General features: G+C 66.1%; 21 protein-coding genes, 1 tRNA gene and 1 pseudogene. 11 read left to right on the forward strand and 12 right to left on the reverse strand.

Annotated features, from left to right (window positions below):
• Positions 1-55 precede the first annotated feature (55 nt).
• Positions 56-1,747: a Na+/H+ antiporter NhaC family protein gene (locus NO931_RS01090; RefSeq protein WP_375142026.1), complete on the reverse strand. Its 1,692-nt coding sequence runs from the start codon at positions 1,745-1,747 to the stop codon at positions 56-58.
• Between the two features lie 256 nt (positions 1,748-2,003).
• Here NO931_RS01090 and NO931_RS01095 point away from each other — a divergent pair, with 256 nt between their 5' ends.
• Positions 2,004-2,690, forward strand: a complete 687-nt coding sequence (locus tag NO931_RS01095; protein ID WP_256390776.1) for a DUF5518 domain-containing protein — start codon at positions 2,004-2,006, stop codon at positions 2,688-2,690.
• 86 nt (positions 2,691-2,776) lie between these two features.
• On the opposite strand, the gene NO931_RS01100 is transcribed toward NO931_RS01095, so the two are convergent.
• The 3 genes from NO931_RS01100 to NO931_RS01110 are packed head-to-tail and all read right to left on the reverse strand — an operon-like array spanning position 2,777 to position 5,193.
• Positions 2,777-3,496, reverse strand: a complete 720-nt coding sequence (locus NO931_RS01100) for a class I SAM-dependent methyltransferase (RefSeq protein ID WP_256390777.1) — start codon at positions 3,494-3,496, stop codon at positions 2,777-2,779.
• Between the two features lie 24 nt (positions 3,497-3,520).
• Positions 3,521-4,405 (reverse strand): aldo/keto reductase, encoded by an 885-nt coding sequence (locus NO931_RS01105; protein WP_256390778.1) that lies wholly within the window; start codon positions 4,403-4,405, stop codon positions 3,521-3,523.
• Between the two features lie 35 nt (positions 4,406-4,440).
• Positions 4,441-5,193: a sensor domain-containing protein gene (locus NO931_RS01110; RefSeq protein WP_256390779.1), complete on the reverse strand. Its 753-nt coding sequence runs from the start codon at positions 5,191-5,193 to the stop codon at positions 4,441-4,443.
• 197 nt (positions 5,194-5,390) lie between these two features.
• Between NO931_RS01110 and NO931_RS01115 the strand changes: the two genes are divergently transcribed.
• From NO931_RS01115 to NO931_RS01125, 3 genes are all read left to right on the forward strand, one after another.
• Positions 5,391-5,465 (forward strand) — tRNA-Glu (locus tag NO931_RS01115).
• A 242-nt stretch (positions 5,466-5,707) separates the two neighbouring features.
• Positions 5,708-6,787, forward strand: coding sequence for an inositol monophosphatase family protein (locus NO931_RS01120; RefSeq protein WP_256390780.1), 1,080 nt, complete (start codon positions 5,708-5,710; stop codon positions 6,785-6,787).
• A 138-nt stretch (positions 6,788-6,925) separates the two neighbouring features.
• A complete protein-coding gene (locus NO931_RS01125; RefSeq protein ID WP_256390781.1) occupies positions 6,926-7,918 on the forward strand; it encodes a glycerophosphodiester phosphodiesterase in 993 nt (330 codons plus the stop codon).
• 66 nt (positions 7,919-7,984) lie between these two features.
• Here the strand turns inward: NO931_RS01125 and NO931_RS01130 are convergent.
• Together NO931_RS01130 and NO931_RS01135 are read right to left on the reverse strand one after the other, a co-directional pair.
• Positions 7,985-8,282, reverse strand: a pseudogene (locus NO931_RS01130) (heavy metal translocating P-type ATPase); the annotation flags it as partial.
• A 35-nt stretch (positions 8,283-8,317) separates the two neighbouring features.
• Positions 8,318-8,494 (reverse strand): hypothetical protein, encoded by a 177-nt coding sequence (locus tag NO931_RS01135; protein ID WP_256390782.1) that lies wholly within the window; start codon positions 8,492-8,494, stop codon positions 8,318-8,320.
• 78 nt (positions 8,495-8,572) lie between these two features.
• Between NO931_RS01135 and NO931_RS01140 the strand changes: the two genes are divergently transcribed.
• Together NO931_RS01140 and NO931_RS01145 are read left to right on the forward strand one after the other, a co-directional pair.
• Positions 8,573-8,917, forward strand: coding sequence for a 2Fe-2S iron-sulfur cluster-binding protein (locus NO931_RS01140; RefSeq protein ID WP_256390783.1), 345 nt, complete (start codon positions 8,573-8,575; stop codon positions 8,915-8,917).
• Between the two features lie 110 nt (positions 8,918-9,027).
• The gene (locus tag NO931_RS01145) at positions 9,028-9,366 is read left to right on the forward strand and encodes a DUF7853 family protein (RefSeq protein ID WP_256390784.1); all 339 of its coding nucleotides are present in this window, start codon (positions 9,028-9,030) and stop codon (positions 9,364-9,366) included.
• 37 nt (positions 9,367-9,403) lie between these two features.
• Here the strand turns inward: NO931_RS01145 and NO931_RS01150 are convergent, their stop codons facing one another.
• Positions 9,404-10,117, reverse strand: a complete 714-nt coding sequence (locus NO931_RS01150) for a peptide-methionine (S)-S-oxide reductase MsrA (RefSeq protein WP_256390785.1) — start codon at positions 10,115-10,117, stop codon at positions 9,404-9,406.
• A gap of 118 nt (positions 10,118-10,235) precedes the next feature.
• On the opposite strand from NO931_RS01150, the gene NO931_RS01155 reads away from it, so the two are divergent.
• From NO931_RS01155 to NO931_RS01170, 4 genes are all read left to right on the forward strand, one after another.
• A complete protein-coding gene (locus tag NO931_RS01155; protein WP_256390786.1) occupies positions 10,236-11,033 on the forward strand; it encodes a VOC family protein in 798 nt (265 codons plus the stop codon).
• Positions 11,034-11,110: 77 nt separating this feature from the next.
• Positions 11,111-12,355, forward strand: coding sequence for a hypothetical protein (locus NO931_RS01160; RefSeq protein ID WP_256390787.1), 1,245 nt, complete (start codon positions 11,111-11,113; stop codon positions 12,353-12,355).
• 109 nt (positions 12,356-12,464) lie between these two features.
• On the forward strand, positions 12,465-12,950 hold the full coding sequence (locus NO931_RS01165) for a universal stress protein (protein ID WP_256390788.1): 486 nt from the start codon (positions 12,465-12,467) through the stop codon (positions 12,948-12,950).
• A 65-nt stretch (positions 12,951-13,015) separates the two neighbouring features.
• On the forward strand, positions 13,016-13,891 hold the full coding sequence (locus NO931_RS01170) for a CBS domain-containing protein (RefSeq protein WP_256390789.1): 876 nt from the start codon (positions 13,016-13,018) through the stop codon (positions 13,889-13,891).
• Positions 13,892-13,943: 52 nt separating this feature from the next.
• Here the strand turns inward: NO931_RS01170 and NO931_RS01175 are convergent, their stop codons facing one another.
• The 5 genes from NO931_RS01175 to NO931_RS01195 form a co-directional block, all read right to left on the reverse strand.
• Positions 13,944-14,423: a pyridoxamine 5'-phosphate oxidase family protein gene (locus NO931_RS01175; protein ID WP_256390790.1), complete on the reverse strand. Its 480-nt coding sequence runs from the start codon at positions 14,421-14,423 to the stop codon at positions 13,944-13,946.
• 83 nt (positions 14,424-14,506) lie between these two features.
• On the reverse strand, positions 14,507-14,836 hold the full coding sequence (locus NO931_RS01180; RefSeq protein WP_256390791.1) for a hypothetical protein: 330 nt from the start codon (positions 14,834-14,836) through the stop codon (positions 14,507-14,509).
• A 154-nt stretch (positions 14,837-14,990) separates the two neighbouring features.
• The gene (gene rdfA / locus NO931_RS01185; protein WP_256390792.1) at positions 14,991-15,599 is read right to left on the reverse strand and encodes a rod-determining factor RdfA; all 609 of its coding nucleotides are present in this window, start codon (positions 15,597-15,599) and stop codon (positions 14,991-14,993) included.
• Between the two features lie 152 nt (positions 15,600-15,751).
• Entirely contained in the window at positions 15,752-17,122 is a 1,371-nt protein-coding gene (locus NO931_RS01190; protein WP_256390793.1) for a sulfatase family protein, read from the reverse strand.
• Positions 17,123-17,165: 43 nt separating this feature from the next.
• Complete coding sequence (locus NO931_RS01195) at positions 17,166-17,951, reverse strand: IclR family transcriptional regulator (protein ID WP_256390794.1); 786 nt, start codon at positions 17,949-17,951, stop codon at positions 17,166-17,168.
• Positions 17,952-18,048: 97 nt separating this feature from the next.
• Here NO931_RS01195 and NO931_RS01200 point away from each other — a divergent pair, with 97 nt between their 5' ends.
• Entirely contained in the window at positions 18,049-20,040 is a 1,992-nt protein-coding gene (locus NO931_RS01200; protein WP_256390795.1) for a beta-galactosidase, read from the forward strand.
• The last annotated feature ends 776 nt before the right edge of the window (positions 20,041-20,816 follow it).

A 20,816-nucleotide genomic window follows, 5' to 3' on the forward strand; every position in this document is an offset into this window, starting at 1 on the left:
ACCGCGGTCGCACGTCGGGGACGATCTGGGGCCGAGCTCCGGCGCCGTCCCGGACTCACCCCCCGAGCGTCGCGAACACGAACACCAGAGAGACGTACGCGACCACGACGCCGATCGCGACCACCGGGACCGTCTCGAAGAGATCGTAGCTTCCGTTGTTCCCGTCGACCGTCCCCTTCTCGACGCGCTCGACGTCGACCTCGCCGTTCTCGATGGCTTCGGCGGTCGGCATCACCTCCGGAAGCCCCTTGCGCCGCGCGTCGAGCTTGTTGAGCGCCAGCGTCGCCGCAGCGGTGAGGACGAACGCGAGCGGCAGCGCGACCAGCGGGCTCCGGAGGCCGAAGCCGTACAAGATCAGGACGATGATGGTGGCGCCCGCGGCGGTCGCCGCGAACGGCACCTGCGTGTTCACGTGGTCGATGTGGTCCGACCCGGCGAAGATCGAGGACATCACCGTGGTGTCGCTGATCGGGGAGCTGTGGTCGCCCCAGATGGCGCCGCCGAACAGCACGCCCACCAGCACCGGGAGCACGGAGGGTCCGACGAGTTCGTAGCCCAGCGGGATCGCCAGCGGCGTCAGGATCGCCATCGTTCCCCACGACGTGCCGGTGGTAAAGGCGACGAACATCGCGGCGATGAAGATGAGCAGGGGGAGGAACCCGCCGGGGACGCCGCTGCCGACCAGCAGGTCGACGATGTACTGGGCGGTGCCGACCTGCTCGGCCGCGTAGCCGATCCCCCACGCGAGCACGATGATCGCCAGCGCGATCATCATCGTGTTGAACCCGTCGATGATCGTCTCGCTGGCCTCCTCCAGGTCCATCGTCCGGTAGGCCAGCGAGCCGACGAACCCCGTGACCATGAACGCGAACGCGCCGTACAGCAGCCCGAGCGCGACGTCGGTCTCCTGGAACGCTTCGGCGATGTCGACGCCGGGCTGGTGGCCGCCGCCGAGATACCACATCGAGACGAGCCCGACCACGAGCAACACGATGATCGGCACGAAGAAGTTCACCAGCGTCGGGTTCTTCTCGCTGGGCTCGCCCACGTCGGCCGAGACGTCCGACAGCGGCGTGGCGTCTTCCCGGATCGTCTCCCCGGTCGAGCGCGCTCGCCACTCGGCGTTCAGCATCGGGCCGAAGAAGCGCTGGGTGATCGCGATGAACCCGACCATGAAGAAGGCCATGAAGCAGTAGAGGTTCCACGGGATCGACTGCAGGAACAGCCCGAACGCCGTCACGCCGAGCTCCTCGGTCGTGAACGTCGCCGCCTCGAACCCGGCGATGATCATCGACACCTGAAATCCGATCCAGTTCGACACCGGGCCGAACGTCGTCACCGGCGAGGTCGTCGAGTCCAGCACGTAGGCGTGCATCTCGCGGGACGAGCGGTTCTCCTGGGCGAGCTCCCGAGTGGCGTTACCCGTGACGACGGTGCTCGTGTAGGAATCGAAGAAGATGAACACGCCGATCAGCCACGTGAGAATCTGGGACTCGCGAGCGGTGTCGACCCGGTCGCCGATCCAGCGTTCCAGCGCCAGAATCCCGCCCGAGCGATAGATGAACGCGGCCCCGGCGCCCATGAACAGGATCAGGATGATGAACTTGGTGTCGAACGGCGACCGGACGACCGCGACCAGCCAGTCCATCGTCAGCGCCGTGGCGGCGATGGGATTCCAGTCGGCGACGAGCAGTGCGCCCATCCAGACCCCCGCGAACAGCGACACCAGCACCTGCCGGGTCGTCATCGCGAGGACGATCGCCAGGATCGGCGGCGCCAGCGCGAGGATGCCGAAGTGATCGGACATGCTAGAGCGTCGAGTAATATAACTAAAAATAATTATTGTTGCTCTGGGGCCCGTTGTTGACGCCTGGTTGCTGGACTGTTGTCGCCGTTCGTGCGACTTCCCGCACTCCGACCGTGGATCTGTCGCAGGTAGCTGCGGCTTCAGGCCCTGAAACTGCGATCGCCGTTTTATGATGGTGGGCGGCTAACGTAGGCGTATGGAACCCACGACATCGACCGACAGTCGCGACTCGCCGCGCGTCGAGGGATCGGGAACGCTGAACGCGGTTTTCGATGCGATCGTCTCGCTGCTGATCGCCGCCGCCGGCCTGGGAATGGCGGCGGCCGGCATCGCCGTCTACGGGACCGGCGACACCGCGACGGCCGAGGAAATCGTCGCCGACCTGGAGGTCACCTCGACGATCATGACCGAGGCGGAACTGGTCGACGCGATCCACAGCTTCATGGTCTGGGGCGGGATCGGCCTCGCGGTGACGGGCGCCGCGCTCGTCGTCGTCGGAATCGGCTTCCTCGTGTACTCCCGCCGACTTCGAGGACGCCGCGAGGGAACCGGTCTGGTGATCGACGACCGGTACGTCCTCGCCGTCGTCGGCGCGGTCGTCTCGGCGGTCGCTTCCTTCGTCCCGTTCTCGCCGGTGGTCGGCGGCGGCGTCGCCGGCTACGTCCAGCGGAGCGGTAACGGCCTCCGGGTCGGCGCCCTCGCCGGACTTGCGCTCGCGGCGCCGTACGCGCTCCTGCTGGTCTTCCTCGCGGGCGGGGCGTTCGCGGTGAACGCAGTCGAGATCGGACTGCTGATCGTCGCCATGCTGGTGGCCTCGGCGGTGATCACGGTGGTCCTGAGCGCGATCGGCGGCTACGCCGGCGCGGTCATCGCGGACCGATAGCGATTCCGAACGCGGTCTGACGACGCGCCGCGGCGTCCACCGCACTCGGGGTCGGCAGGCGATTGGGCGACGCTACCGGTGCTCGATCAGTCGGGCAGTCGCATCGCGACGCTGTACATCTCTCCCGCCCGCTCCTCGCCGATCGCGTCGGCGAGTCGGTCGGCCTCGCGGACGAACCGCTCACGCTGTTTTTCGGGGAGGGTCGCGGCCCGAGACTGCACCCTCTCGGCGTGCGCGTCGACGTGACTCTCCGTCCACGGAACCGGAGCGAGCAGCGTTCGCTCGCGGTCGAACTCCCAGCCGTACCCCTCGAAGAAGCGTCGGAGCACCGCCGTGGGGTAGAACGAGAGCGCCGGGCGTCCGTCGGCGAGCTGCGAGGCAGCGTTTTCGAGGGCGAACAGCGACCGGACGTCGGCGTCGGCCGGCAGCGGCTCGTAGTCGTCGACGACGAGGTGACAGCCCGGCGCCGCGACGCGGGTCAACTCGGACGCGACGGCGTCGAGATCGGCGGGCGGGACGACGTTGAACAGCGCGTGGGCCGTGACGATCTCGACGGCATCGTCCGCCAGCGGTAGCGCCCGGACGTCGGCTTCCAGCGCGACGCTCCGATCGGGGTTGGCTCCCGTCACGCGCTCGCGAACCGTCCCCGCGTGGTCCGCGTCGTTCGTGACCGCGTAGACCCGCCCGGCGCCCGCCGCGAGCAGCCCCGCGGTCGCGTTACCGACGCCGGCGCCTGCTTCCAGACAGGTCGTTCCGGCGACCGGTCGATCTTCCAGGGCCGTCGCGACCGTGCTCGGGACGTCCACGAAATCTCTCTGAGTCCTCGCGACTCAGTGGTGGAGCTGTTCGGGAACCGGGCTATCGTCGTGGCGCACCTGCTCGACGAGCGACCGCTGGGCGGCTTCGTCCATCCCGTCGAACCGCCCGGCGGCGTCGAGCACCATCGCGACGAGCTTCGGGTCGCCCGGCGTGATGACGCTCGTCAACCCCTGCGCGGCGGCGAAGTCGAAGCGCTCGCGGATCTCCTCGGGGTCGTCGACCGGCTGGTACCAGTTCGCGTACGGCCGATCTTCCTCGGGCAGTTCGTCGGTCGGCGGCCACGACCCGCCGGCGAACGCCTTGATGCCGAGCGTTCCGATGCCTTCCTCCTCCGCGCGGTCCAGTACCGCCTCGTAGTCGTACTCGTCGCCGTCCTTGCCGGCGACGACCGGATTCATCGGGAACATCAGCGAGTCGAGGTCGTCGATGCGCTCGATCGCCTCCAGAATCAGCTGCGGGTCGCCGTGACTGGTCAGTCCCAGATGGTCGACCTTCCCGTCCGACTGGGCGTCGCGAATCGCTTCGAGAGCGCCGCCCTTGCCCGTGATCTCGTCGAGTTCGGACTCGTACTCCAGCCCGTGGATCTGGTACAGTTCGACGTGGTCGGTGCCCAGGCGGTTCAGCGACTGGTCGAGTTTGCGCGCCGCGCCCTCGTAATCGCGCTTCTGGGTCTTGCAGCCGAGGAAAATCTCCTCGCGGTGCTGGCGGAGCTTCGGCCCGAGTTTGAGTTCGGCGTCGCCGTACTCCGGCGCGACGTCGAAGTGATTGACGCCGCGATCCAGCACGAACTCGACCATCTGGTTCGCGCCCTCCTGTTCGAGCCAGTTGAGCGCGATGGCGCCGAACGTCGCCACGGTGCTGTCGTGCCCCGTCTTCCCGAGCGGTCGCGTTTGCATACCGGACGATGAGTGGCAATCGGCAAAAGGTTACCCTACGTTCGCGCCGACGCGTCGGAGCGTCCGTCGTCGGCCCGTCCGGCGCCGACGCGCAGGATCGACATCGTGTACGCGGCCTGTAGTTTCGCGACCGCGTTCAGCGCGTTCAGCGCGACGAGCGTGACGACGACGCCGAACGCAGCGACGACGAGCGCCTCCGGAAGCGTGTCGACGACCAGCGGACCGGTGCTGTACTCTCCTGCCGCGGACGGCCCCACCAGACCGACCGTCACCGACGAGGCGTCGTAGAGCAGCGGCGCGCCCAGCAGGGCGACCGAGAGTGAGACGGCCGTGACGAGCAGCGAGAACGAAACGATACCGAACACGAACTTCGAGAGCACCAGTGCGACGCTCGTCCAGATCACCGGCGAGGTCAGTAGCTCGGCGACCGAGGTCACGAACCCGTCTCCGGGGAACGCGATGCGGTCCCTCGCCGAAAATCCGCTAACGGACGATGGTACGGCGGCGTCCGTCCCCACCAATCGACTCGCCAAGCTCGCTTCGAAGCTCGCGACCGTCGTCGTCGCGGCGAGCGTCCCGAGCAGTATCGGCAGCCCGATCCACGTGATCAACAGCGCGAGCCCGAACGACCCGCCGATCACCAGCCCGAGGAAGTACGCCATTCCCAGGGGGAACGCGAGCGCGAGATAGAGCAGATTCCTGTACGTCTGTCCCCGGAGCGGCGCGGCGAGGAACTCCCGAGTTGACCCGGGAACGTACTCTCGAAGCGCGTCAGGCTGTCGTGCCATGGCCGATACTGGTATCCGCTCCGTCATAAACCCCGAAACCGATTTTCCGAGTCCGAATCCGCGCTCGCAACGTCCCGCGTTCCCGTCCGTCGTCGGCTTCTGGTATGCGATACCCGGACACAATGACGGTCCGAAACGCAACTGTTAAACGTATCTCGTCGCTACGATTGGATGCGTACCTCACAGGGTACAGGTAAGCTCCGTTGGTGTAGTCCGGCCAATCATCTTGCCCTCTCACGGCAAGGACCAGGGTTCGAATCCCTGACGGAGCACTTCCATTCTTCCGTGGTATCGCAGTTCCCCTCACACAGTGCTCCCTCGGTCATCGAGGACTGTATATCGCCTCCCGAGAAGGTGTCTGATTTTCGCCTGTTGACTGGTCGTCTTTGTGAGAAGAACGTTTTGCAACACACTTGATGTTATTCGCGCAAGAAATTTGGCAAACCTGGTATGTATGGCTGAAATTTAACTATGTTAAATTTATGTGTTTGATCGTTGCTGTTCGACGTGGACCATGTCCGATGGCAATGGCGGTTGCGGAGGCGCGGGCGGTACCGAGAGCGAAGCTCGTCGACGGTTTCTAAAGTTGGCGGGTGTGACTGGGACTGCTGCAGGGGCGGCAGGAATCATGGGCTCCAACGGTGTTCTCAGCGCACTTGCCCAAGAAGGCGATGGCGAAGGTGTCGAAATCGAAGACCTTCAGGGACAGATGCCGATCGAGGATCGCTACCTCAGGATCGCTGTCTTGGCCACCGCAAAGGCTGCCCAGTTGCATCAGAATTACTTCGGCGAGATCGGAGAAGCCGAGGAGAAGGACTCTCAAAACCTCCTTACGGAGGTCGATACGGAGGCGGAGACCCTGATCCGTGAGACGATCAAGGAAGAACTCGGCGACGACTTCGAGGACGAGAATCACGCGCTGTACGGCGAGGAGCAGGGCGGTCAGCTCGAGGGAGGGTACGTCTGGATCATCGACCCGCTCGACGGAACGACGAACTTCTCCAAGGGAATCCCCCACTTCGGCGTCAACATCGCCGTCACGAAAGATGGCGAATTGTACGCTGGCGTGATGTACTACTCGCTCCGGGACGAGGTGTACGTCGCGGTGCGAGACGAAGGTGCCTACAAGTTCCGGAGCGACGGCTACGATCTCGTCGCCGAGGACTCGGCGCCGACGGAGCTGTCTGTCACGGACACCGAAGCCGTCGAGGACTCGTTCCACGGGGTCGGGTTCTACCTCAAGGAGACTGCCAACGACTTCGATTACATGGGTCTGTGGCGGTATCTCTTTTCGTACACACAGGGGACGCGACTGCTTGGGGCCGCCGCGCCCGACTTGGCGTTCGTCGCTGAGGGCGTGTTCGACACCGTCTCAGTGAAGGATCTCAAGCCGGTCGACGTTGCACCCGAGGCGCTGCTCGTCCGAGAGGCGGGCGGGACGGTGACCGACTTTGACGGAAACACCGACCTCGACAGCATACTTGCGGGGAGCGTCGTTGCCTCGAACGGTAAACTTCACGACGACTTCTTCGACTTGCTCGAGGACTCCGGAAAAGACTGGCTCACCAGACCGATCGATACGCTCGAACGCTAGCCAGCGACCACGCCCGTCGCGGGCTGTACGGCCCGCTGCGGCCTTCGTCCGTAGCGGGTAGCTACAGGTAATGATACATATATTAAAATAAATTTATAAAATATTTTATTATGCGGGCTGCGGTCACTATCTCACGCAATGTTGGGGATTCCAACCATCGATCGGCGGGCCGTGCTGAAAGGGACGAGTGCAGCGGTACTTGGATCGTACGTCGGAGGGACTGCCAGTGCGGAGGGTCACGGCGACGGTACGTCGTCGGGCAACGAGTCGACGTCGCTGATCGCACACCGTGGGTTCGCGGGCGTGTATCCAGAAAACACGGTCGCCGCCGTGGAAAGCGCCTCGAGAGGGGGAAAAGGCGACGGCGCGGCAAAGCGCAGCGCCGACATGATCGAGATCGACGTGGTGCCCTGCGGCGGGCGTCCCCACGAGGGCGATGACTTCGAGGTCGTGGTCTTCCACGACGACCGTCTCGCTTCGCGCGACGGCGGAGAGCGCGGCCTCACTGACCACGAGAACACGCTCGTGTGGGAGACACCCTGTTCGGAGGTGCGAAACGCCGAGGTTCTCGAGAGCGGCGAGACGGTGCCGACGCTGCGAGAGGTTCTGTCGGCGATCCCACCGAGCGTAGCTGTCAACATCGAACTGAAGAATCCCGGCGATACCGACGTTCGATTCGCCGAGAAGGTGGAGGGTGACGAACTCGAGGCTCGGAAAGATGTCTGGCGGCCGTTTACCCGACGCGTGCTCGACATCGCCTCCGAGTTCGAGAATCACGTTCTCGTATCGTCGTTCATGCAGGCTGCGCTCGCGACGACGCGCGAGTACGACGCCGGCATTCCGATCGCGTTCCTGTTCTGGGACTCGATCGACGTCGGACTCGAGATTACCGACGAGTACGATTGCGAAGCGCTTCACCCGCCGTACAACATGGTCGCCGGGTCGCCGTTCTTCAACGATGCCTACTACATCGACGACCCCGGGTTCGCCGATATCGATCTGATAGAGCGCGCTCACGACGAGGGACGGGCAGTAAACACGTGGACAGTCGGGACCTGGTATCAGGCGGAGCAGCTCGTCGACGCAGGGGTCGATGGAATCATCGCCGACTACCCCGGATTGCTCGACTGAATCGGGGGATCAAGCGGCGCCACTCCCGATACAAAGCGATTCTTTGTCGGCGGCAGCGACCGCTTGCTACCGCACCCGCCCGAGCAGTTCGTACTCGCGGTCGGGCGTGTACCGCCGGAACAGCAGGCTGCTGGTCAGCACCGACACCGACGAGAACGCCATCGCGCCCGCCGCCAGCACCGGCTGGAGGAGGCCGAGCGACGGGAGCGGGATCATCGCCGCGTCGTAGCCGAGCGCCCACCAGATTTTGCTTGATCTTCTGGAGCGTCGCATCGGAGATGCGGATGGCTTTCACCACGTCGAGCGGAGCGTCGCGCATCAGCGTCACGTCGGCCGCTTCGATGGCGTCCGTGCCTCCGGGAATCCTTTGGAAAGCAAGCCAATCGTCTCGACGGGTTGCTACTCGGTTGACTCGCCGTACGGTCCGCGGTCGCCGCCAAAGCCCTCCTCCATCATCTCGCACTCCCCGTTCGCGTTGATCAGGATCCGCCCCTGATAGCCACAGGAACCGTTGCTGTTGAACTTGCAGCGCGTACACCGACACTCGACGGCTTTGCCTGAGTTTCGCTGGCCCATGGGGAACGGTAGCAACCCTGAGAGTATGGTCTTTGTGCCTCCCCCGCGCTGATCAGGGTTCGGTCCGTAGGGACGCTCATGGACGAGCGGCTCCCCGTGACGGTCGTCGAACCGGACGGGACCGAAACGACGATCGAGGTCGACCGGGGCACGACTCTCAGAGACGCGCTCCTCGAACGCGACTTCCCGGTCTACGGGAGCGTCTCCCGGTACGCGAACTGCGGCGGGCGGGGACTCTGCTCGACCTGCACGGTCGAGGTCGACCCGGCGCCGGAGCCGACCCACTGGCACGACGCCGCTGCGGTCCGCTTTGGGTACCCGCGCCTATCCTGCCAGATCGACGTCGAGGAACCACTCCACGTCGGATTACTCGACAAGTACCTCTGGGGGCAGGTGCTGCCGCGCCCGTCGTCGCGTGAGTAGCGCCGCCACATCGGAGCGAAGACGAGTGCTTCTCGACTCGCCCGGACAATGGTACTTGTTAGCAATTCTTATTGCATTCGAGTCCTTGCATTCTCGGTAGACGTTTCGACATGTCCGCCACGTCTCGATCGACCGATTCGACGCCTCTCTCGCTCGCTGCGGCCGACCAGTGGGTACTCCACCACGTCCTCCTCGACCGGATCGAACGGGCCCGAGGTAACGATGGGACGCCCGGCGAGGACGCCCCGCCGATCGCGCTCTACCGCGCGTTCGAGCGGCTCGACGCCGGGTCGGCGAGCTTCGAGGCCGACGAACTGGCCGCGATGCAGAACGCCCTGGCGACCTACCAGTGCGCAACCGACGAGTGGGAACTGGAGCGGGCGGCCATCGAGCGGTTGCTGCGTGAGGTCTCGACGGCCCTCGAGTCAGGCGCGTCCGCGGTGGCGTAGTCCGGACGGCGTCGAACGCAGAACTGGACGCCGTCGGTCAGAACCGCCGCCGTAGCTCCGCGATCACCGTCTCGGGAAGATCCAGCGCGTCGAGGTACGACGCGCGGAGTTCGTCGTCGCCGTGGCCGGCGACGAAGCCGTTGAGCCGCGCGGTGACGGTCGAGTCGACGAACGCGTCGCCGTACAGCTCCGCGAGTTCGTCGCCGACGACCGGCGTCGAGCGAAGCTCGTACTTCTGGTGGTAGTCCTCCGCGAGGTAGAACTCGTCGAGCCGCTCGACATCGGTCGCGACTGTCTCGCCGGACCGGTCGGCCAACTCGTCGCGACGCCGTCGCTGCGCTTTGCTTGCGACGAGCCCCGACTCGCTTTGCTCGTCGCGACGCCGTTGCGCGGTCTCGAACTGCTCGTCGCCGTGAGCGAGGACGACGCCGCGGTACTGGCGTTTGCGCGACGCCGACGCCCAGGCGTGGTTCGACCAGAACGTATCGAGCAGATCGTCGTACGCCAGTTGCTCGGGATCGTACTCGATCTGAACGACTTCGGTGTGGTCGCCCAGGTCGTGGTAGGTCGGATCGGGCGTCGTCCCGCCGGCGTAGCCGACGCGCGTCCTGACGACGCCCGGCATCGCGCCGGACCGGGCGTCGGGGCCCCAGAAACAACCCATCCCGAACGTCGCCGTGCGCGTGGCGGTCGACGCGGGCACCGCGCTCTCAGCCGGCGACCGAAGCGCCGGTTCGTCCGTTGCGGTCATATCCGTATCTGGTTCCGCGCGGATTTCCGTGCTTCGCCCTCGGAGACGGCACCGGCGTTCGAGCGACCAGCTGTCCGGGTTCACCATGTTTTTGCCCGGCACCGACGTAGGAATTGGTATGGACGGAACGCTGGACCACGTCATGATGCGCGTCGAGGACCTGGAGGAATCGCTGGAGTGGTACCAGACACACCTCGACTACGAGGAGAAGGACCGTCACGAGGGCGACGACTTCACCATCGTCTACCTCGGTCCCGAGGAGATGCACGAGGAGGGCGCGATGCTCGAACTCACGCACAACGAGGGCGAGAGCGACCTCGAACTCGGCGACGCCTGGGGCCACATCGCGGTGCGGGTCCCCGACGGCGAACTCGAGGAGTACTACCAGCAGCTGATGGACGAGGGCGTCGAGGACTATCGCGACCCCGAGTCCTGCGGCGGCAGCTACGCGTTCGTCAAGGACCCAGACGGCCACGAGGTCGAGATCGTCCGGCGCGACCCCGACGAGGGTGCGCTGTGGTCGCTCGACCACACGATGATCCGCGTCGAGGACGCCGACGACGCGCTGGGCTTCTGGACCCGGAAGTTCGAGTACGAGCACACCGGCCGCTGGGAGTCCGACACGTTCGCGAACTACTTCATGAAGCCCGAAGACGCCGCCCCCGAGGCGATGGCCGTCGAGCTCACCTACAATTACGACGGCCGGAGCTACGACATGGGCGACGCGTGGGGCCACCTCTGCGTCCGGATCGACGACCTGCACGACGACTGGGACCAGCTCATGGTTCGGGAGGCCGCCGAGTACCGCGATCCCGAGAGCTGCGACGACATGTACGCGTTCACGGAGGACCAGGACGGCCACGAGATCGAGCTGCTGGAGCGCGACCCCGACGCCGACTCGCTGTTCCCGTTCTGACCGACGCCGTCGCTGCGGCGTCGGCGCTCTCCCCGTTCGCGGTAGTTTGATTACGATCCCCGAGAGCCGTCCGTAGCATGGCAGCCGCGGCGGGGGCGATGACCGAGCCCCACGTTCTGGCCCACGCGAAGCGTCGCCTGTTTCCCGACGACGAACGGCGCCGAGGCTACGCCGTCGTCGACACGCAGTTCGCCCGGGAGCGCTGGCTCGCCGACGAGCCGATCGACCCGGCGATCCGCGAGACGCTCGCGCCGTTCAACCACGTCCGCGTCGGCACCGGCTACCCGGATCTGGTCGGCGTCCGGACGCTGGACGACGAGTGGCTGGCCGCGGACCGACTCGGCGACGATCCGCCGCTGGTCGCGATCGAGGCCAAGGGCCGAACCGAAAGCGGTCGCGTCGACGTCGAACGCGGCGTCGTGCAGGCCTACGACCGGCTTCACGAGGCCAACGCCGCCTACGTCGCGGCGCCGTCGGCGTCGATCTCCCAGTCCGCCCGAACGCTCGCTCGGGAGCTGAACGTCGGCGTCCTCGGCGTCGACGCCGACGGCGCCGTCGAGCCGATCGAACGCCCGCGGGTCGTGGGCAACCGGACGACGACCGAGACGGACGCGATCCGGTTCCAGGCGAGCGCGCAGGGCGTCGCCGACCGATCGTTCTCGTTGAATCATCCGAAAAACTACCTCGCGTACCCGCTTGCGGCGTACCATCCGGAGGATACCGAAACGATCGTTGAGCGGCGGGTCGTCGGAGCAGTCGAGGGCGCTCGTCAGGGCGCCGAGTTCCTCGATCTCGTCGACGTGACGCCGACCCGGACCGAACTGACGCAGCTGGGCGGGGAGGTCGTCCGGTTCGCGCTCCGCGAGTACGGGTCGGTCGACGCCGCGCTCGACGCGTTCGAGGGCTGGAAGCGATCGAGCCGGCGTTTCTGCGAGGCGGCGCCGCGGTGGGGGCAGCTCGCACGCCGCGTCGTCTACGCGTACCCGGCGACGCAGCTGCTCGTCGAGGAGCTCCAGCACATGCACGACGACGGCATCGCGGCGCCGACGCTGGTCGAGCTCGTCACCTACCTCCACGAGCTCCATCCGACGTTCACGATCGAGCTGTTCGTTCGCGGTACCGACGACGTCCGGCGTCGCGCGCTGGGGCCCGAGGGCCAACTGCGCGTCGGGCCGCTCGCGGACGGCGAGACGTACCACTCGCCGACCGTGTTCCAGCTCAAGGCGATGCTGTACCACGCCGGCATCCTGACCGAGCGCGGCGCCGAGCCGTCGAACCTCGATCCCCAGGCGGACGTCTGGGCGCTTCGAGAGCGCCTGTGACGTGCGAACGCGGCGGCGCCGCTGTCCCGGTCGCGAGCTGCGCGGGTGCGTCACGGCGACCGACGGCGCGCCCCCTCCGTTGATTGTGGTTCGGAGTCACATCGTACCTATGACGTTCGTAGTCCCGTTCGACGGGTCGACGCTGTCGGAGGCCGCCCTGGCTCGGGCCGTCGAGTACGGCGACGCGCTCGGGCAAGAAGTCGTCGCGGTGAGCGTCGTCCCGGAGCGAAAACGGTTCGCGCGCGAGAAGGGCTGGATCGGCGAGGGGGAGTCATTCGACGTCGATGCGGCCGTCGAGACGCTTCGCGAGCGGGTCGCGGACGTGGCGCCCGACGTCGCCTTCGAGGCCGAGCGGATCCGGGAGTATCCGCCCCCAGAGGAGTTGGCGGATCGCGTCGAGCAACTCGCCCTGGCGCACGATCCGACGGTCCTGTTCGTGGGCAGCGAGAACGTCGGCCGGATCGTGACGCCGCTCGCCAGCGTCGGCGCGCAGGTTTCCGACGATCCGACCTACGACGTCTACCTCGTCCGGAGTGCGGAGCCCAGAGCGATCGCGGGGCTCGGCGCCGCCGCGGACGACCGCGAGGACGTTTAGTGTCTCCGGTGTGGCGCGTCGGCGGTCCCGGATAGCTTCTTGCCCGGCGGGATCGAAGCACGCGTATGCTCGGCTCGTTGTCCGTCGAAGAGATCATGATCAGCGACGTCGACGTCCTCGGACGGTCCGCGGGCGCGCGAACCGTCGCGCGGACGCTCCGCGAGGGCGACGTCGGGGCGGTGATCGTCGACGGCGACCCTCGGGGGATCGTCACGCAGACCGACGTGGTCGACCTTCTCGCGTCCGGGCGCGACGCCGCGGCGGTGTCGGCGAGCGAGATGATGTCCTCGCCGCTGGTGACGATCGCACCGGATGCGACGATCGAGGACGCGGTACGCGAGATGGCACACCACGGCGTCGAGCGACTCGTCGTCACCGAGGCCGAGGAGATCGTCGGCGTCGTCACGACCGGCGAGGTGTCCTACTACGTTCCGAAACTGGTCCCCGGACGGCCCGAGGAGCGCGGCGAATCTGACCCGCGGATCGGCGTCTCCTACGCGGAGGAGGGCTGGGAGTTCGAACACGAGGACCGCGAGACCAGAGGCGAGATCGACGTCGGCGACCGCGTCAGGTTCACCAAGCAGATCGACGACGCGGACGTCCGGGCGTTCGCGGAGGCGAGCGGCGACACGAACCGTCTCCACCTCGACGAAAGCTACGCCGCCCGGACGCGGTTCGGCGGCCGGATCGTCCACGGCCTGCTGGCGGCCGGGCTGATCAGCGCCGCGCTGGCGCGGATCCCCGGGCTTACGATATATCTCTCGCAGGATCTGTCGTTCCGGGAACCGGTCGACGTCGGCGAGACGGTCACCGCGATCTGCGAGTTCGTGAAGTCGCTGGGAGCGGACCGCTACAGGCTGACTACCCGGCTGTACGGAGCGGACGGCGAGGTCGCGATCGACGGAACGGCGACGGTGATGATGCTCTCCGTCCCGGCGTGATCGCCCCTCGGTCTCGGCGCCTGCCGTCCGCCCCGTCGTCGACAAACCGCTGTCAGGCGGTGTCGTCGGGTTCGAACCCGGGCGGGAGCCCGGTGTGTCTGACGCCCGATCGGTCTTCGATCTGGAACTCGTAGAGCGCGACCCCGGCCGACAGGTCGGGGTCGTCCAGCACCGCGGGGCGCCACGCTCCATCCAGTTCCTCGCGGACCGCGTCGCGCCTGGATTCCGGCACCGCCTCGATCGATCCCGACAGCTGGACGCACTCCCAGTTGTACGCCGTGTCGGCCTCGTAGACGAGGAAGTCCGCGCTCCCGGCGGCGTCGCTCAGTTCGCGCTTGCGGCTCTCCTCGCCCACCTGGTACGTGAAGTAGAGCGCCGACTCGTCGTCGTAATCGTACGACATCGGGATCTGGTACGCGCCGTCGTCGTCGGGCAGCGCGAGCACGCCCACGCCCCGGCTCGACAGGAACCCCCCGATCGCGTCGTCGTCCATCCGTTCCAGGCCGAACTCCCCCAGTTCGTCGATCGACATAGCAGTGACTACGGGAACGGCCCACAAAAACGAAGGACTCGGCGGGGCACGGGACGGCGTTCGGTGGTCGTCCCGGGCGACACTCACACAGGGAGTTCGGGGCCCGGCTTCCAGGTGTTGTCCTCCAGCACGACGAGGTCGTACCGCGCGAGTACCTGCAGAGCTTCGACGACGGCCTCCGCGTCGTACTCGACCGCCATCTCCGCCGGAAGCCGCTCGGCGATCGCGCTGCGCGTCCCGCCGTTCATCTCGACGATCGTCTCCAGCAGGACGTCCAGATCGTCCGCGATCGACTCGGTGACGCCGCTTCTGCCGTCCGGCGACCGAAGTTTGGTCACCACGTCGTCGTAGTTTCCGTTGATCTCCACCGATATGGATACGTCTTCGCCGTCATTCTCCGTTTCTTCGGCCATAGAGTCACTTTCGTATGCAGCGTAGTAAAGGATGTCATCACCTGATCGGGCTCTGGGAATATCACGTCGCATTCTAATGACGCCTTGCACGCGACGATATCGTCTGCTCCGTATCGGCCTCAATCTGGCGTCAGGGAGCGATGATATGTCCGCGTTACTCTCGCTGACACTCGCAGCCCTGCTGCTCGAACAGTTCCGCGACCGTGTGCTGGGTGCCGCAGTTCTCGCAGAGAATCTGGGCGTCGAGAAACACCTCGAACTGATCGAGGTCGAAGCGTCCGGAGTCCCGGAGGTTCTCGATACGTTCCTGGGTCACTGACTCCGTGCGCGCCATCAGGCGGCGGATGCTCCGTCGGTCCTTCTCGATTTTCTCCCGATCGGACTGGCCCTCGTACTCGGCGTCGCGGTACTCCTGCAGATAGCTCCGGATCGCCTGGTAGGTGACGAACTGTCGGTCGAGCCGATCGACGTCGACGCCGTCGCGTTCGAGCCGGGTTCGCGTCTCGGTGCGGACGCCGCTGCTGACCTCCTCGCCCGCGAGTCGGTCGTAGATTCCGTCGGCGTCGAACGCGTCCGCCTCGGCGTCGCGCAGCGTTCGTTCCAGTAGTCGTTTGTTGAAGTGGTCCGCGAGATCGCGGAGGCTCATTCGATCGTCTCCCTCGGCGGTCCAGCGCGCTTCGAGTTCGTCGCCGAACCCGTCGAGATTGTGCTCGTCGATCAGTCTGGCGACCTTGCTCGACGGCCGATCGGTCGTGTCAGTCATTGTGAATCGTTTCTGTGACGGTCGTCACCAAGCCATCGCTTCGCGGAGACGATGCGGTCGGACTGCGGTCGTCGGTCGACGGCCGTCGGACGCCGCGTTTCGGCCGGCCGGGACGACGCGTCGGCGTCGGTCGTCGAATCATCGTCGTTCTCTCAGTACTCCTTGTATCCTTTTTCGAGGGGCTTGATCGTCGGTTCCGCGCCCTCGACTTCCCGGATGTACTCCAGAAGCGTCTCTTTGAGCTGATCCGCGACCTCCCGATAGTTCGGCCGACCGGCGAGGTTCACTCGCTCGGCGGGGTCACGCCGCAGGTCGTACAGGTTCCGCTCGACGTAGATTTCGCTCGCCGGGCTTCCGTTGCCGCCCCGCCAGCCCGTGCGCTTGGGCGCGGCGACGGCGTACTTCCAGCGGTCCGTCCGCAGCGCCCGCCCGACCTGCGACTCGCTGACCTGGATGAACGCCGTTCCGTCGTCGTCCGGTTCGTCGCCGCGAACGACCGGCAGGAGGCTTTCGCCGTGCATCTCGTCGGGGGCGTCGACGCCCGCCGCGTCGAGCAGCGTGGGCGGCAGGTCGATCGTACTGGTCACCCGCTTCACGTCGCGGCCCTCGTCGAACCCGGGTCCTGCGAGGATCGCCGGAACGCGGACCGCGGACTCGTGGGGCGTTCGCTTGTACTCCCCGGGGCGCGTCCGGAAGTGACAGCCGTGATCTGACGTGTACGCGACGACCGTCTCCTCGCGGACGCTCCGCTCGTCGAGGGCGTCCAGCAGTTCCGCCACGGCTTCGTCCAGCCGTTCGACCATCCCGTAGTAGTCCGGCAGCTCGCGTTGCCAGTCGCCGGGGAAGTCCTGCAGGTCCGGCGGGACGTACGGATCGGTCTCGTACCGCTCGGCGTAGCCGTCGGGCGCCACGAACTCCCACCGGTCGTTCTGGTGGTGGGGTTCGAGATACGACACGACGAGAAAGAACGGCTCCGACAGCTCGTCGAGCGCGTCGATCGCGAAGTCGGTGAACGCGTCGGTTCTGTACTGGTCGAAGGTGACTTCGTTCCCCTCGCCGTCGAACAGGTGCCCTTCGTTCGGCTGCGTGGTGAACTCGGGAACGTCGGCGGCGCGCCAGAAGTCGACGTACCCGCCCTGCCGTTCGGGGGCGACGGGTTCGTCGAACGCACCGCCGACGTGCCAGTTCCCGACGAACCCGACGTCGTACCCCGCTTCCGAGAAGTGATGCGCGAGCGTCGGCTCGGCCTCGTCGAGCGCCATCGACTCCCGCCAGACGCCGGCCTCGGTCGCGAACCGTCCCGTGTGGAACGCCGCGCGGAACGGCGCACAGACCGGCTGGGGCGAGATCGCGCGTTCGACGACCGTCCCCCGTCGCGCGAGGGTGTCGAGCGTCGGCGTGAGATCCATCGGGCTCCCGTAGGCGCCCAGCGTGTCCCACCGCTGCTGGTCGGTCATCAACACAAGCACGTTCGGCGGCGCGCCGTCGGTTCCTGCCGTCGTCTCGTTTGGCGAGTGCGTCATGGTCGTTCAGGTGGTCGCTTCGATGTGGTCGAGTGCCGTGCGATCATTCGACGAACCGGTTCCTGATGGAGTTTGTGGTGCTGCCGATGATGCTCGGGAAGTCCAACTCGACGGCCTTTTCGCGCATCCTGTCGGCCGGTCCCGACACCGTCACCGCGCCGACGGCGTCGTTGTCCGAGTTCGTGATCGGCGCGGCGACGCAGTGCTGTTCGAGGTCGAGTTCGCCCCTGTCGTGGGCGATCCGATCGTCGTGGATCGTCCTGAGTTCCTCGCGCATCGTCTCCCGGTCCGTGATCGTGTTCTCAGTGAGCTTCGGGAAGCCGTACTCCTCGAAGATGCGCTCCCGGTCCTCGTCGGGGACGTACGCGAGGATGGCCTTGCCGCCGGCGGTCGCCGTCAGCGGGACGCGCTCTCCCTCGTACAGCTCCGTCGGCGGCTCGTTCGACCCGGAGACCCGCGTGAGGTAGATCCCCCAGCCGTGTTCGGGGATCATCACGCTCGCGACCTCGCCGGTCGCTTCGGCCAGCTTCTCCAGGGGTTCGCGGGCCGTCTCGTACAGGTCCATTCGCGCGCGGACGCTCGCCCCGAGTCCCAGGAAGCCGAGGCTCAGGCGGTACTTCCCGTCCTCTTTGACCACGTACTCGATCTCCCGGAGCGTGTTGAGATGCTTGTGGACGGTCCCCTTCCCGAGCGAGAGCTCCTCGGCGAGCTCGGTCACCCCGGCGCCGTCCCGTCGCTGGAGCGCTTCGATCACCCGGAAGCTCGTCACGGTGGTGCTGGCGATCCGGCCCTCGACATCGTCGGGCGCCGGAACCGCGAAGTGATCCATGCCCCCAGTAGAGCGCTCCCGGATGATAAACCTGTTCACGTATCGTGAAAATCCGCGGTCGGAAAGAAATATGGTGGCCCCCTTCCGGGGTGGTGGTATGGCAATCGGAGTCTGCTACTTCCCCGAACACTGGCCCAGCGAGCGCTGGGAGACCGACGTCCGACAGATGGCCGAGGCCGGCATCGAGTACGTTCGCATGGCGGAGTTCTCCTGGGGTCGTATCGAACCGGAGCGCGGCGAGTTCGCGTTCGACTGGCTCGACGAGGCGATCGACCTGATCGGCGAGCACGGCATGGAGGCCGTGCTGTGTACGCCGACGGCGACGCCGCCGAAGTGGCTCGTCGACGAGCATCCCGACGTCTGCCAGCGCGACGCTGACGGGACGCGCCGCGAGGGGGGCAGCCGACGGTTCACCTGCTTCAACTCGCCGACCTACCGCGAGGAGACCGAGCGGATCGTCCGCGAGATGACCGAGCGCTACGCCGACAACCCGCACGTCGCCGGCTGGCAGACCGACAACGAGTTCGGCTGTCACGACACGGTCAACTGCTACTGCGAGGACTGCAGCGCGGCGTTCAGCGACTGGCTTCGCGATCGGTTCGATTCGGTCGACGATCTCAACGAGGCCTGGGGGACGACGTTCTGGAGCCAGCAGTACGACTCGTTCGAGGCCGTCGAGCCGCCGGGACCGACGCCCGCCGAACACCACCCCTCGCGCCTGCTGGCGTACGATCGCTTCAGCAACGACAGCGTCGCCGAGTACAACCGGCTCCACGTCGACCTGCTCCGGGACGCCAACGACGACTGGTTCGTCACCCACAACTTCATGGGCGACTTCCCGCTCGACTCCCACCGGCTCGCGGACGATCTGGACTTCCTCGGGTGGGACTCGTACCCGACGGGGTTCGCTCAGGATCGGCGTCCGGGCGAAGCGACGCCCGACGAACTCCGCGCCGGCGACCCCGACCAGGTGGGCCTGAACCACGACGTCTACCGCGGCGCCAAGCGCGAGCCGTTCTGGGTGCTCGAACAGCAGCCCGGCGACGTCAACTGGCCGCCCCACGCGCCCCAGCCCGGCGACGGCGCGATGCGCCTGTGGGCCCACCACGCGGTCGCTCACGGCGCCGACGCCGTGCTGTACTTCCGCTGGCGCCGCTGTCAGGAGGGCCAGGAGCAGTACCACGCCGGGCTTCGGCGTCAGGACGGCTCGCCCGATCGAGGCTACGACGACGCCACGGCGGCCGCAGAGGAGCTGTTCGAGCTGGCGCCGGTCGACGCGCCGGTCGCACTGCTACACGACTACGAGAGCCTCTGGGCGACCGGCCACCAGCCCCACTCGCCCGACTGGCACTACTGGAGCCACCTCCGAGCGTACTACGACGCGCTGCGCGCTCGCGGCGTCCAGGTCGACGTCGTCTCGCCGACCGAGTCGCTCGACGAGTACGCCGCCGCGGTCGCGCCGACGCTGTATCTCGCCGACGAGGATCTCGCCGCACACCTCGAAGAGTACGTCGACGCCGGCGGCCACCTCCTCCTCGGCGCCCGTACCGGCGAGAAAGACCAGTACAATCAGCTCCACGACTCGCTGGCGCCCGGGCCGCTGGCCGATCTCGCCGGCCTGCGCGTCGAACGTCACGAGAGCGTGCCCGAGCAGATCGAGACGCGCGTGGCCTACGACGGCGCCGAGTACGACTTCCGGACGTGGGCCGGTTGGCTCTCGCTCGACGACGCCGAGCGCAGCGGCACCTACCGGAGCGGCGAAGCGGACGGCTCGCCGGCGATCGGACGCCGCTCCGCGGGCGACGGGACAGTCACGTACTGTGGGTGCTGGCCGGAAGCCGAACTCGCTGACGCCCTCGCGACGGACCTCCTCGACGCCGCCGGCGTCGCGTACGCCCAGCGATTCCCTCAGGGCGTTCGGGCCGCCGAACGCGACGGCTACACCTGGGTGACGAACTTCACCGGCGACCGGGTGACGCTCGACGTCCCGTCGGACGCCCAGTTCGTCGTCGGCGGACCGACGCTCGACGCGTTCGACGTGGCGGTAGTCGACTCGGAAGTGTCGGCAGTCAGTGGTTCAAAGAAGTAATATATCTTGTAGCTACGAGAAATACTTCTTTTCCTGTCTTTTTGAACCGTTCGTCGGTACAATCTCTAAAACCGTATTTTATGCGTTTAGATGCTATAAATGTGGGAATAGCGGAACAGCACCCGTAATAGGAGACGACGAATGACATGATTGGAGCTTCCCGCAATACAGGAACTTAAGCGCCTCTTACAGTGGTTTCTCTTGTGAATGGGGACGTAGTGACGGATTAATTATGAATATATTCAATAATAAAGTAATAATTTATGCTTCTGTGCTTCGTCGCACCTCTATCGATCAACGCGTCGCTTTGATCCGTCCGCACGTCGTGGCGGCATCGGACATTGTATAACAAGCGTACGCTTGTTATTCAGAATCGGTTCCTCGCCTCCTCTGGATAACAGTAGTACGACTGTTATTTCGACGCTGGCGTGCCGGACGCTCTGATCTGCGGCGTCGACTTCGGTGCGTGCGCGGAGTGCCAACGTCACGACGTTTTCCGACGGGAGGATTTTCCCGGATCACCCCTAATGTTCACATATCGTGAACGGATGTGGTGTATGTGGGCCTGTCGCACACGCCTCGGGCGACTGGCGTCGAACGCGACGTTCGTCGGTCCCAGGCTTAATCCGACGGTGCAGTTCGTTTCGGTGGTGTTCGTCGGCTCGGAGTGGCGTCGTGCGATTGCTTCGGTGTATGGACGTGACCGGTTCTATTCGCCTCCGTGTTCACATATCATGAACAAGCTCCGGTGGTCGTCGCGATGAGGTCACAATGAT

It is taken from the genome of Natronoarchaeum rubrum (genome assembly GCF_024494695.1).